The organism is Bradyrhizobium sp. LM2.9 (assembly GCF_054056555.1).
The window spans coordinates 2643505-2656105 of sequence record NZ_JBSRYJ010000002.1; the positions used below are offsets into that span (position 1 = coordinate 2643505).

At 63.6% G+C, this 12601-nt stretch carries 14 protein-coding genes, 1 tRNA gene and 1 pseudogene; 10 read left to right on the plus strand and 6 right to left on the minus strand.

The window, feature by feature from the left end; all coding sequences use genetic code 11:
* The first annotated feature begins 3 nt into the window (after positions 1–3).
* The 4 genes from ACVWW3_RS14245 (at position 4) to ACVWW3_RS14260 (ending at position 3686) form a co-directional block, all read left to right on the plus strand.
* Positions 4–573, plus strand: a complete 570-nt coding sequence (locus tag ACVWW3_RS14245; protein WP_456649562.1) for a hypothetical protein — start codon at positions 4–6, stop codon at positions 571–573.
* Entirely contained in the window at positions 573–2177 is a 1605-nt protein-coding gene (locus ACVWW3_RS14250) for an alpha-amylase family glycosyl hydrolase (RefSeq protein ID WP_456649561.1), read from the plus strand. The genes ACVWW3_RS14245 and ACVWW3_RS14250 overlap by 1 nt, the downstream gene beginning before the upstream one ends.
* 157 nt (positions 2178–2334) lie before the next feature.
* A complete protein-coding gene (locus tag ACVWW3_RS14255) occupies positions 2335–2514 on the plus strand; it encodes a CsbD family protein (protein ID WP_247340741.1) in 180 nt (59 codons plus the stop codon).
* Positions 2515–2567: 53 nt separating this feature from the next.
* Positions 2568–3686, plus strand: coding sequence for a DUF305 domain-containing protein (locus ACVWW3_RS14260; protein ID WP_456649560.1), 1119 nt, complete (start codon positions 2568–2570; stop codon positions 3684–3686).
* A 12-nt stretch (positions 3687–3698) separates the two neighbouring features.
* On the opposite strand, the gene ACVWW3_RS14265 is transcribed toward ACVWW3_RS14260, so the two are convergent.
* Complete coding sequence (locus ACVWW3_RS14265) at positions 3699–4307, minus strand: cysteine hydrolase family protein (RefSeq protein ID WP_456649559.1); 609 nt, start codon at positions 4305–4307, stop codon at positions 3699–3701.
* 285 nt (positions 4308–4592) lie between these two features.
* Between ACVWW3_RS14265 and ACVWW3_RS14270 the strand changes: the two genes are divergently transcribed.
* Both ACVWW3_RS14270 and ACVWW3_RS14275 read left to right on the plus strand, forming a co-directional pair.
* Positions 4593–4967 (plus strand): hypothetical protein, encoded by a 375-nt coding sequence (locus ACVWW3_RS14270; RefSeq protein ID WP_456649558.1) that lies wholly within the window; start codon positions 4593–4595, stop codon positions 4965–4967.
* Positions 4968–5126: 159 nt separating this feature from the next.
* The gene (locus tag ACVWW3_RS14275) at positions 5127–5537 is read left to right on the plus strand and encodes a DNA-binding protein (protein WP_456671991.1); all 411 of its coding nucleotides are present in this window, start codon (positions 5127–5129) and stop codon (positions 5535–5537) included.
* Between the two features lie 348 nt (positions 5538–5885).
* Here the strand turns inward: ACVWW3_RS14275 and ACVWW3_RS14280 are convergent.
* Positions 5886–5970: transfer RNA gene (locus ACVWW3_RS14280), tRNA-Leu, on the minus strand.
* Between the two features lie 204 nt (positions 5971–6174).
* Entirely contained in the window at positions 6175–6417 is a 243-nt protein-coding gene (locus ACVWW3_RS14285; protein ID WP_011088012.1) for a FliM/FliN family flagellar motor switch protein, read from the minus strand.
* 80 nt (positions 6418–6497) lie between these two features.
* On the opposite strand from ACVWW3_RS14285, the pseudogene lipB reads away from it, so the two are divergent.
* Positions 6498–7245, plus strand: a pseudogene (gene lipB, locus ACVWW3_RS14290) (lipoyl(octanoyl) transferase LipB).
* A 198-nt stretch (positions 7246–7443) separates the two neighbouring features.
* On the plus strand, positions 7444–8157 hold the full coding sequence (locus tag ACVWW3_RS14295) for a DNA helicase (protein WP_456649555.1): 714 nt from the start codon (positions 7444–7446) through the stop codon (positions 8155–8157).
* A gap of 43 nt (positions 8158–8200) precedes the next feature.
* Here the strand turns inward: ACVWW3_RS14295 and ACVWW3_RS14300 are convergent, their stop codons facing one another.
* Entirely contained in the window at positions 8201–8623 is a 423-nt protein-coding gene (locus tag ACVWW3_RS14300) for a tautomerase family protein (RefSeq protein WP_247445881.1), read from the minus strand.
* Between the two features lie 112 nt (positions 8624–8735).
* On the opposite strand from ACVWW3_RS14300, the gene ACVWW3_RS14305 reads away from it, so the two are divergent.
* Positions 8736–9590 (plus strand): LysR family transcriptional regulator, encoded by an 855-nt coding sequence (locus ACVWW3_RS14305; protein ID WP_456671992.1) that lies wholly within the window; start codon positions 8736–8738, stop codon positions 9588–9590.
* A 148-nt stretch (positions 9591–9738) separates the two neighbouring features.
* Positions 9739–11259: an ATP-binding protein gene (locus tag ACVWW3_RS14310; RefSeq protein WP_456649554.1), complete on the plus strand. Its 1521-nt coding sequence runs from the start codon at positions 9739–9741 to the stop codon at positions 11257–11259.
* Between the two features lie 45 nt (positions 11260–11304).
* Here the strand turns inward: ACVWW3_RS14310 and ACVWW3_RS14315 are convergent, their stop codons facing one another.
* Both ACVWW3_RS14315 and ACVWW3_RS14320 read right to left on the minus strand, forming a co-directional pair.
* Complete coding sequence (locus tag ACVWW3_RS14315; protein ID WP_247340762.1) at positions 11305–11604, minus strand: acylphosphatase; 300 nt, start codon at positions 11602–11604, stop codon at positions 11305–11307.
* On the minus strand, positions 11601–12467 hold the full coding sequence (locus tag ACVWW3_RS14320; protein WP_456649553.1) for an isocitrate lyase/PEP mutase family protein: 867 nt from the start codon (positions 12465–12467) through the stop codon (positions 11601–11603). The genes ACVWW3_RS14315 and ACVWW3_RS14320 overlap by 4 nt, the downstream gene beginning before the upstream one ends.
* Positions 12468–12601: the final 134 nt, after the last annotated feature.

Here is a 12601-nt window from a genome sequence, read left to right on the forward strand (position 1 = left end):
TCCATGTTTCATTTCTCCAACATCGTTCGCACCAAGGGCGACCCGAAAATCGTCGCGGGCGGGCCGAGCCTGAAGCGGCCCGAAGACCAGCTTGCCCGTGCGCTGGGCTGGTTCAGCATCGGTCTCGGCGTCGTGGAATTCTTCGCGCCGAGGCGCGTCACGGAAACGCTGGGCATGGAAGGCCATGAGACGCTGGTCCGCGCCTTCGGCGTGCGGGAGATCATGGCCGGGATCATGTCGCTCTCGGTCGACAAGAACGCCGGCCTGTGGGCCCGCGTCGGCGGCGACGGCCTCGATGCCGCCGCGCTGCTCTCGGGGCTGACGGCGGACAATCCCAAAAATGGCAATATCGCGCTGGCGCTGCTGATGGTCGGCGGCATCGCGATGCTCGACTATCGCGCCGCTCAGGACACCAGGCCGCGGCGGCCGACGCGCGATGCACGGCGCAAGCTGTATCCGAACCGCAGCGGCTTTCCCAAGGGCATCGAGAACGCCAGAACCGCTGCAAAGCAGATCGCAGCGCACGCCACGGCGGGCGGACCTGAGGAAGCACGACGAGGTGATGCAAGGTAATGAGCGACGAGTCCCGTGACGAAGGCCCGTGGTGGGAATCCGCCGTCATCTACGAAATCGCACTGATCTCGTTCCAGGACTCGGACGGCGACGGCAAGGGCGATCTCGCTGGCCTGATATCGCGCACCGATTATCTGAAATGGCTCGGCGTCGACGCGGTTTGGCTGACGCCGATCTACAAGAGCCCCTTCCGCGACCTCGGCTACGACATCTCCGACTACTGCTCCGTCGACCCTGCCTTCGGCAGCCTCGAGGTGTTCGACCGCCTGCTCAAGGCCCTGCACGCGGCGGATATCCGCCTGATCCTCGATCTCGTGCCCAATCACACTGCGAACGATCACGCATGGTTTGTCGAGAGCAGCATCTCACGAAACAGCGCGAAGGCCGATTGGTACATCTGGGCCGATGCGGCCGAGAATGGCGGTCCGCCCAACAACTGGCTGAGCCGCTTCGGCGGCAGCGGCTGGGAATGGTGCGAGGCGCGGCGGCAATATTATTATCATTCCTTCCTGGTCGAGCAGCCTGACCTGAACTGGCGCAACCCGCAGCTGCGCGCCGCGATCGCCGATGTCATGCGCTTCTGGCTCGATCGCGGCGTGGACGGCTTTCGCGTCGATGCCAGCGCGGTCCTGATCAAGGACGAGCTGTTGCGCGACAATCCGCAGAACCCGCAAGCGAAGGGCAAGCCGCCGCCGCAGCGCCAGACGCCCGTGTTTACCGACGACCGGCCGGAGACGATGGGTTGCATCGAATTCATCCGCGAGGTGATCGACTGCTATCCGGGGCGAATGTTGTGCGGCGAAGTCCAGGGCAAGACCGACCGCATCGGTCACTTCTACAGCAACGATCGGCCGCGCCTGCATCTGCCGCTCAATTTCGCGCTGCTCGACGCACCCTGGGATGCGTTGTCGCTGCAAGCGGCGATCGACGCGTATTTCAACGCCATCCCGGATCATGCATGGCCGGTCTGGGTGATCGGTGGTCACGACAAGCAACGCATCGCGAGCAAAATCGGCGACGCGCAGATGCGGGTTCTGGCGATGCTGCTGATGACGCTGCGGGGAACGCCGTTCTTCTTCATGGGCGACGAGATCGGCCGCAAGCGCGTTCCCGTTCCGCCCGACCGCGTCCGCGATCCCTTCGAGAAGCTCGTGCCGGGGTATGGCCTTTGCCGCGATCCCGAACGCGCTCCGATGCGTTGGGACGACAGCACCAACGGCGGCTTTACAACCGGCGATCCATGGCTGCCGCTGGAGCCGCCCGACGGCGCGGCCAACGTGGCCACGCAGCAGCGCGACCCGCGTTCGATCCTGGCACTGTTTCGCGCACTGATGACGCTACGGCGCGAGCATGCCTGCCTGCGCCACGGCGATTACGAGCCGCTACGCTCACAGAACGACGTTCTTGCCTACCGCCGGACGGTTGGCGGCAGCGACATTCTGGTCGCGCTCAACATCGCCGCCGAGCCGCGGAAATGGCACTGGCAAGGTTGCGGCCGTCTGCTGATGTCGACGCATCTGGACCGGCCGTCCGAGCCGTTGCCGGACGCCTCCATCCTGCTCCGCGGCAATGAAGGCGTGATCGTCGCACGCGAGGCAAGATGACGGCCGAGGAACCATCCGCGCCTCAGAGAGTCTCTTCACGCTTCCGGCGTCCCCCTGCCGGAGACTGAATAGACGAACCCGCGGCCCCGGCGCTCACCCCTTTTCAAGCGCCGGGGTAGCGGCGTGAGCTTGGAGGCAGATCTATTGGAGGCAGCTCATGGGCAAGACGACGGGTCTTGAACAACGCATCGGCGGCAAGACAAGGCAGGCAATCGGCGAGATCATCGGGGACCAGGACCTCCACGATGACGGCAAGGCGCAAGCGCAGCGCGGCCGCGACGATCAGGACAAGCCGGGCGAGCCCGATCCACTGAAAAAGCTCAAGCAGCGGACGTGAACGCGGAGCCGCGACTGGCGCTTTCAAATGCAGCGTGGCGCACTGACGGAAGCGTGCCTCGAGCCGCCAAGAGACGGCGCCGTTCGCGCTGGATCGCCGCTGCCGAGCTGGGCCTGATCAGCAGCACCTTCTCGACCATCGTCAGCCAGCTCTTCGCCGCGCGGATCGGGCGCGATGCCGCCGTCGACTGGATGACGGTCGCCTCCATTCCCGCGCGCGATTGGGCGGTCAGCGCAGAGCCGTCGTGGAGCGCGATCCTTGCCGGGATCGCCTTTCACCAATGGGCGGACTTTTCGTGGGCGCTGGTCTTCTTCGGCGTGCTCGGGCGCTGGACCGCCGACCTGCGGCCGCTCACGATCCTGCTGCTCGCGCTGCCCTGGGCCGTGTTCTCTTCAAGCATGGAATGGTTCGTGCTGGTGCCGCTGTTTCCGTTCTGGCAGCCGCTGTTCACGCTGCAGCAGCCCTACTGGATCGGCCTGCTCGTCCATAGCTCCTCGGCCGTGATGTACCCCCTGTTCGCCCGGCTGCGCTGGACGCGGGGCGCAGCACCCGAGCGCGATGTTCGCTTCACCAGTGCCTGGACCACCGGCGCGCTGGCCGTGATGATGCTGCTCGGGGTGGTCGCGTTGTTCGGCAGCCATGGTTACGAGCCGCCGTGGATGGGCCGCGACAGGGACGCGGACCAGACCTACATCCGTCATATGACCGCGCATCACGCCCAGGGCATCGAGCTGGCGCGCATCGGCGCGGAGCGCGCGCAGGACCCGCATCTGCGCAAGCTGGCGATGCTGATGGTCGCCAGCCAGTCCGGCGAGAACCGGATTTTCGAGACCTGGTGGCTGAGCTGGTTCGACACCGAGATGCCCGACTGCAACACGGAAGAACGTGCCGCGATGCCGGGCTTCCTGACACAGGCCGAGATGCGACAGGTCAAGACCGCGCCGGCGGACCAATTCGACACGGTGTTCGTCGAGACGATGAGCAAGCATCACGCCGGCGCGGTCAGGATGGCCGACCAGATGTGGCATAGCGGCGGCGATCTGCGCCTGCGCGTCATGGCCCACGCCATCCGCCACGAACAGCAGGGCGAGATCGCACTGATGCACGGCGCCAGCGGCATCGCCGCCGTCGCCACGGCCTTCCGCAACATGCTCGGCGACAATGTCAATTGAGCGGACCGTCCCCTACTCCCGCCAGAACTCGGCCAATTCCTCGGCGGTCATCAGATCGACCTGGCCGTGAAAGCGGGTGCGGTACATCGTCATGAGGGCATCGTGGCCGACATCGGAGGAGCTGCACAGCGCATCCTCGATGATGACGACCCTGAAGCCGAGATCGACGGCGCTCAGGACCGTCGAGAGCACGCAGACGTCGGTTTCTGCGCCCGTGATCACGACCGTGCCAACGTTCTTCTCGATGAGCAGGCTGGCGAGGCCGGGATTGCTGAACGCGGAATAGGCCGGCTTGTCGATGACAGCAGCGGGCGGAACGAAGCGGCTCAGAGCCGGCACGAGTTCGAGACCGGATGGCGGCAAATGCCTGCGGGTCGCCTCGCGCCAATGACGAAAATAGCTCTGCCACTGTCCGGAACGATCTTCCGGATCCTCCGGCGTGATGAACCGCGTGAAGATCGTTCTGGCCTGATGACGCGAAACGATCGAGGCGATCGTCGGCAAAACTCTCGCTATCCAGGGCGTCGCCCAGAGGCCGCCCGGAGCGAAAATGTTCTGCATGTCGATGCAGAGATGAACGGCATCGCTGATGTCGGCAACCTCCGACGCGCTATCTCTCATCGTCCTCCACCGTCGAACCATAGCCACGCGCCGGCAGCCGGCATTTGCCCGGCGACCTCACCGACTGCAATGCGATCCCAACGGTCATCGTTCCCCATTAGCCCACACTGTGACGATCCAGCTGTCAAAAAGAAGTGGCCTGCCAAGAAAGGCGGCACAAAAACCGAAGCAGAACGCCGAGCCCTCCCTGATTGGGGCTCGCTTCTATTAGACGCCTTGAAGGTGGGGCAGCAAAGCGCTATGTTAGACAAAACTCATTTTTGTCTAACATACGGGCGAAATTCCATGGCAAAGGCATCAGCGAACAAGCCCACACTGCTCCGGGCGAAACGGAGGAGAGCTCCATCCAAGGGCAGCTCGGTACTGATAAAGACCTTTAAGCGTGAGCTTGCGACCAGCGGGCTTGTCGTGAGCAAGGCACGATTTGAAGCGGTCATGCTGGCGGCGGAACAATCTGGCCTTCTGAGCGAAAAAGGCAGCCGTATCGGTGGCCGGGTGAGTCCGGCCTTGGTCAGGCAGGCCAAGCGCCAGACGGGCATCGAGACGGATACGGACTTGATTGAGTTTGCGTTGGCGACGGTTGCACTTGAGGACAATTTCGCAGGCGCGTTCAAGGAGTCTCGATGCACGGTCGATCCAACGTTGAAGCTCGGTTTCTAAGGTGGCGGAATTCGACTTTGACGCGGCGCGACGTTGGGCGCGGTTCGATCCAGAAAACACGCTGGCACGGCGCAGCGACGATGAACTTCCATTCGTCAGCGCCAGCCTGATCGCCGGACACTGGGACTACTGCTCGATACCTGCGTCTATATCGATCAAATGCAAGATCGTTCGCCTCAGGTCCTGGACGACCTGATCGCGCAGCGACAAGTCAACCATTCGACTGTCGCGATCCAGGAGTTGATGCACACGGTCGGCGTGCTAAATCCGTCCGACGTGCGAACCGCATCTGTCGTCGATGTGATCGGGAGGCAGATCAAAGCGATGCCGCCACACCGGATCTTTGCGCCGGACATAGAGGTGCTGGGACGAGCCGCGCTGTTATCAGGGATCCTCTGCCGCCTCCAGGGATATGAAAAGGACAGCAAGTTGCGCGCGCTTCAGGACTGCGTGCTCTTCCTGCAGGCACAAAAGCTCGGCGTCGTTGTCCTGACTGCAAATGTCGGCGACTATGATATTCTATGCCAGCTCATACCAACCGGACGCGTGCTATTCTATCGTTCGAAATGAACCCCATTGATGCTTAAAAAAATTTGACGACATTTCTCTTGCCGACCTCCAAGCCCTGGTTGAGGCCAGAATCCCAAAGGCCGTCGCTTAGAGTTCAAGTCAGGCTTTGGTGAATGAAAGTACGAACCCGCCTATCTCTACGATGGGCTACGCTACTGTCCTTTCGTAAGCAGATGGTGGTTTTCCTTCGCAAGATTTTGGCTAAAACAGAGCTGACCCCACAAAAGCGAACGCCGGAAGCACGTCGGAGAGACGCTGATGGAAAAGTTCAAAGAATAGATTCATTGCGAGTAACAATGCGGGAGTAGAAATCGCGAAAATAGTTTTTATATCAATGACTTATGATTTTGGTGCGCTCGGAGGGACTCGAACCCCCACGATTTTACTCACTGCCACCTCAAGGCAGCGCGTCTACCAATTCCGCCACGAGCGCTTTTGGGGATGCCGGCTTGAGGCTTGAAGGCCAACCGGATCAACGGCGCCGATCTAACAAATCCATCAGAGGGGTACAAGCCTCCAAAGGCCCTGAATTCCACAAGCTTTGCAGGAAAGTTCCGGTCGCTTGACCCGGGAGAGCCCTTTACCGCGTGCCCGGCCCGCGACAGTGTGCCCGGGCCGCTACGGCGTGCCCCGGCCGCTACCGCGTGCCCGGCGTACGCGGCAGCATCTGCTTGACCTCGACCGCGATCCGATTGCGATCGACCAGCACGACGCCGGAGGCGACCGGCAAATTATTGGCCAAAACCTTGACCTCGTCGGCCTCGGTTGCATCCAGCTCGATGATGGCACCGCGGGAAAGACGTAATACTTGATGGATCGGCATGGTGGTCGTCCCGAGGACGACCATGAGATCCACGGTGACTTTGTCGAGAGTAGGCACTTCAGCACCACCGCAACTTGGGACTCGGACTAGGGACTTGGCATTTGCGCCTGGGATCATCACCCGGTTATGGTTAGCCAATGGTTAATTCACCCAAAAACCACCGCCAAAATCAACGTCAAGACCTCGATTTGGCGTCGTTTTCCGCCGCAGAGGGCGAACCCGTGGAGTGTGCGGATTTCGGACGCGCCCGTGCCCTATCCGGAGGCCGTGGCCGAAATGGAGGCGCGCGTCGCCGCGATCGCGGCCGGTGACGCCCCGGAGCTGGTCTGGCTACTCGAACATCCCCCGCTCTACACCTCCGGCACCTCGGGCAAGGCCACCGACCTGCTCGATCCGCGCTTCCCGACCTTTGCCACCGGGCGCGGCGGGCAGCTCACCTATCACGGGCCCGGACAGCGGGTGGCCTACGTCATGCTCGACCTCAAGCGCCGTCGACCTGATGTTCGGGCCTATGTCGCGAGCCTGGAGGAATTGATCCTGCGGACGCTCGGCGCCTTCAACGTCCGCGGCGAGCGGCGCGAGGACCGGGTCGGCGTCTGGGTGAAGCGGCCCGACAAGGGCCCCGAGCGCGAGGACAAGATTGCGGCGATCGGCGTCCGGCTGAAGCGCTGGGTCTCGTTCCACGGCATCGCCATCAATGTCGAGCCGGAGCTGGAGCATTTCGCCGGCATCGTGCCCTGCGGCGTCGCCGATCCCCGCTACGGCGTTACCTCGCTGGTCGATCTCGGCCAGCTCGTGACGATGGCCGATATCGACGTCGCACTCCGGCAGGCCTTTGAGGAGCTGTTCGGGCCGACCCGGGCGCTGCTGCCGGAAGTCGTCTGACGTTTTCTGGAGAGCGCCCCGCCTGTCTCGTTCTCCGCCGACACGGAATCGGCTACGCTTGACCCCGGTGTCGCCCACGCCTCCCCCCTCCGCCGGGAAAGTAGAGACCATGCCGGGCGAATTGATCGTCGGACCGACTGTTCGAGCGCCAGGCATAAGGAGGGGTTGCGATCATGCTCGTAATGGGAGGTTCTCACGATGGAGCTGTCTGCACCGATCTATCATCTGAAGCGGCGAGCGAAGCGCATGTCGCGCGAGGAAGGCATTCCGTTGCACGATGCGCTTGACCGCATCGCCGCGACGGAAGGATTTTCCGCCTGGAGCATGCTCGCGGCGAAAGCTGCCGCAGCGACGCCGGCCAACAGGCTTTTCCCGCAATTTCAACCGGGCGATCTGGTGCTGGTCGGGGCGCGCCCCGGCCAGGGCAAGACCCTGATGAGCCTCGAACTTGCCGTGGAAGCGATGCGCTCGGGCCACCGCGCCGCGTTCTTCTCGCTCGAATACACCGAGAAAGACGTTCAGGATCGCTTTCGGGTGATCGGCGTGGACCCGGCGGAATTCGAAAAACTCTTCGAGGTCGATTGTTCCGATGCCATCAATGCCGATTACATCGTCAAGCAGATGGCCGCAGCACCGCGCGGCACAGTCGTGGTGATCGACTATCTGCAACTGCTCGACCAGCGGCGGGAAAACCCCGACATCACCGTTCAGGTGCGCGCGTTGAAATCATTCGCGCGCGACAAGGGATTGATCGTCGTCTTCATCTCGCAGATCGATCGTTCCTATGATCCCTCGGTCAAGTCCTGCCCTGACCTTAGCGATGTCAGGCTGCCGAACCCGCTGGACCTCAAGCTGTTCGACAAGACCTGTTTCCTGAACAATTCCGAAGTCCAGTTTCGAATAGCGAGCTGACGATCAGGCCGGGGGTGAGATTGCTCACCCGCGACTTGCCGCCTCACGCCGCCTTCGGCGAAACATCGAGCTTGCCGGCGATGTAGCGCCGCTCCTGGGTCAGGCCGCCAAAGCCGTAGGCGTCGGCCTTGACCTCGTCGACGTGCAGGTACGTCTCGGGATGCAGCGGTCCCAAAATCCCGGCCATGCGCGTGAACATCGCGGCGAGATAGGCGGCCTTTTCGTCCTTGGTATTGGTGCCTTCGCTGACGTGGATGTCGATCCAGTAGCTCGCAAGCTTCTGCTCCGCGAGCGACTTGCCGCCCGCAAACCAGTCGCTCGCATCGACCGATTTCACGATGATGGCGGTGACTTCAGGATCCTTGTGCAGGATTGTTGCGGTGAGTTCGGACACGGCGCTTGCGATGTCGGCCTTCAGCGAGGGCGACTGGCGCGAGGTGGTGTAGGACACGGTGATCAGCGGCATGGTTGTTCTCCTCAAGATGTCGCGCGGTCCGCGCGGCGTCGATGAAAGAAATAGACCTTCCGCCGTCATTTTGGTATCTTATCGCTATTGATAGCAGTGATAATCAATCATAATGACAGCAACACTCGACATCGCCACGGTCCGGGCCTTCCTGCTGGTCGCCGACCTCCAGAGCTTTACCCGCACCGCTGAGGCGCTCGGCACGACACAGGCGGCGGTCAGCCTGAAGCTGCAACGGCTGGAAACATTGCTCGGAAAGCGCCTCGTCGAGCGCTCGCCGCGCGCGGTCCGGCTCACGGCAGACGGCGCGACGTTCCTCGATCGCGCCCGCGCGCTGATCGCGGCGCATGACAGCGCGCTGTCGGGCGAGGCCCCAGTGGCGCAGTCGCTCTCGCTCGGCATCTCCGATCATGCTGCAGGCCCGGAACTGGTGCCGCTGCTCGAACGGCTGCATGCGATGTCCTCAAACCTTACGCTCGCCGTCACCATTGGCTTCTCGCGCGAGATGCAGGACGCCTATGACGCGGGCGAGCTCGATGCGGTGATCGTCCGCCAGGAAGGCAGCCGCCGCGGCGGCGAGAAGCTGGCCGAGGACGAATTCGGCTGGTTCGCGTCAAGGCGCTTCACCTTGCCCAAGGGCGAAGCGCTGCCGCTCGCAACGCTCGCCCCGCCCTGCGGCGTCCGCGCCATCGCGGTGCGCGCGCTCGACAAGGCCGGCCTCGTCTGGCGTGAGCGTTTTGTCGGCGGCGGCGTCACGGCGGTGGTTGCAGCTGCCCTTGCCGGGCTTGCAATCGCACCACTGGCGCGGCGGATCGCGCCTCCCGGATTGGTCGATGTCGGATCCGCCTACAAGCTGCCGAAACTCGGCAGTTCGAAGGTGATGCTGCATTCGAAGGTCAGCGATCCAGCGAAACTGGCGGCGCTGCGTGCGGTGGCAGCGACGTTCCGGAGCGCGGTAGCGGTCTGACGCCGCACGGCTTTACGCCTCGAGTGCGCCGCGAGCGCCTGCCAGCTTGCGTCCTGCATACCGGCCCGCGATATTGCTTAAAAATGTTCCAAGCTCGGGGAACCATCCGCCATCTGTGGCGTTTGCTCCCGTCGAGTCGGGGTCCGGAATGATCGAAAAGTTAAATCAGCAGAGAGACTTGTTCGAGAGCGAACGCAGTTTCCGCCTGTTGGTTGAGGGAGTTGCGGACTACGCCCTCTACATGCTGGATCCCACCGGGATCATCACCAGCTGGAACATCGGAGGCGAGCGCATCAAGGGCTATTCTCCCGGGGAGATCCTCGGCCAGCACTTCTCCCGTTTCTACACCGAGAGCGACCGCGCCAACGGCAAGCCCGCCCGTGCCCTCGGCACTGCACGGGAAAAGGGCCGCTACGAGGAGGAAGGCTGGCGCGTCCGCAAGGACGGCACCTTCTTCTGGGCGAGCATCGTGATCGATCCGATCTACGAGGACGGCGACCTGGTCGGCTTCGCCAAGATCACGCGCGACATCACCGAGCGGCGCAATACCCAGATCAAGCTCGAGGCCATGCAGAAGCAGCTCGCCGAGTCCCAGAAGTTCGATGCGCTCGGCCAGCTCACCGGCGGGGTCGCTCACGACTTCAACAACCTCCTGATGATCATCAGCGGCAGCCTCCACATGCTGAAGCGAGGAGCCGACGACGAGGCCAAGATTCAGCGCGCGATCTCGGCCATCGAGACTGCCACCAAGCGCGGCGCGGCGCTGACCAACCAGCTCCTCACCTTCGCACGGCGGCAGAGCGTCAATCCGCAGGCGATCGACTTCGTCGACCGCATCACGGCGATCCGCGAGGTGCTCGATGCCGGCGTCGGTAGCTCCGTGCGCCTGGCCTTCGACGTCAGCGGCGACGTCTGGCCGATCAGGACCGACGTCTCCGAGCTCGAGACCGCGCTGCTCAACCTCGTCATCAATGCCCGCGACGCGATGCCCGACGGGGGCACGGTGACGATCGCTGCGCGCAATGCGGTGCTCGACGAGGCGCCCCTCGCCGGCGAATTCGTCGCGATCGACGTCACCGATACCGGGCTCGGCATTCCCTCCGACGTTCTCGACAAGATCTTCGAGCCGTTCTTCACGACCAAGCCGATCGGCAAGGGCACCGGCCTCGGCCTCTCCCAGGTGCACGGCTTTGCCCATCAGGCCGGCGGCACGGTGCGCGTCGCGAGCACGCTCTGCAAGGGCACGACCTTCACCATCCTCTTGCCGCGCGGAGAAGAAGCGCCATCGCGCGAGGCGGCGGGAGAACCTGCGTTCCACGGCAGCGGCACGGTGCTGCTGGTCGAGGACAATCCGGACGTCGCCACCGTCAGCATCGGACTTCTGGAGCAGCTCGGCTATCAGGTGCACCGGGTTGCGGACGCCGAATCCGCACTTCGCGAGATCGAGAAGAACGGCGTCGATTTCGTGTTCTCGGACATCGTCATGCCCGGCAAGATGGACGGGCTCAGCCTCGCCCATCACCTTCGCCAGATCCGTCCCGGCCTGCCGATCCTGCTTGCCACCGGCTACAGCGACGTCGCCGCCGGGGTGCGCGGCGATTTCCCGATCCTGCGCAAGCCCTACGAGATCCACGAATTGAGCGAAGCGATCGCCAAGCTGCCGCGGTGAGGTTGCTTCTTCGTCTTCCCGCGTGCGGGAAGAGGGAGTACCGGCCTACACCGTCGGCAACACCGAAAACGCCTCGCCTGCCCGGCGCAGGTTCAGCTCGTCGACATCGGCCGTCTCGCTGGTGACGCTGTCCACGCGCGAGGACGGCGGGCCGTGGCGGCACAGCGCGACCATGTCGGCGACGTGCTTTGGCGATCCCACGAACAGCGCCTCGACGCTGCCGTCGCGGCGATTGCGGACCCAGCCTTCGAGACCGCACGCCGTCGCCTGGTACTCGACCCAGGCCCGATAACCGACGCCCTGCACGCGGCCGCGGATCATGACCTGAAGGATTGCCCGGCTCACTTTTTCGGTCCGAGAAAGTCTGCGCTGCGCGCTTTCGCATCGGCTTCACGCATGACGCGGCTGGTCAAGTCCGACGCTGGCAGGCCTTTGAGATTCTTCGGCGCGGTGCCGTCGCGCAGCGCCTTCTGCGTCTCGTACACCGCCTGGGTCGCCGCTGCGATCGGCGCGTGGCCCTGAAGCGCGATGCGCACGCGCTGGCTCTTGAGATAATCGATCGCGTTCAGTTCGTCCGGCGCACCGCCGAGGACGATCGGCAAGTGCGTGGCGGACGCGACCGCCTCGAGCTCGGCGCGCGACTTGATGCCGGTGAAAAACAGCGCATCGACGCCGGCGGCTTCATAGGCCCTGGCGCGGCGGATCGCATCCTCGATCGAGCTGACCGAGGCTGCCCCCGTGCGACCCATGATGACGAGTGAAGGATCGCTGCGGCCGTCAAGCGCGGCCTTCATCTTGCTGACGCCCTCCTCCAGCGAGATCAGCTGCGTCTTTGCCTCGCCGAAGCCGGCCGGCAGCAGCGTGTCCTCGATGGTTAGGCCGGCGGCGCCCGCCGTCTCCAGCTCCTGCACCGTGCGGCGCACGTTGAGCGCATTGCCATAGCCGTGATCGGCATCGACCAGTACCGGAAGAGATGCCGCGCGCGACATCCGCCGCATCTGCTCGGCAAGCTCGGTGAGCGTGATCAGCGTAATGTCGGGGTCGCCGAGCACAGCGAGCGAAGCCACCGAGCCGCCGAACATGCCGAGCGGGAAACCGAGATCCTCGGCGATGCGGATCGAGATGGCGTCGTAGACCGAGCCGGGATGGACGCAAGTCCCGCCCGACAGGATCGATCGCAGTTTTTCGCGGCGGGAACGAAAGGCCATGGTTGCCTCACTCTCAATTCCTCATCCTGAGGAGCGCGCTCTTACGCGCGTCTCGAAGGATGAAGGCCCGGCTGGTGGCCTCGCCCTTCGAGACGCCGCGTAGCGCGGCTCCTCAGGGTGAGGGTCTAATGTTG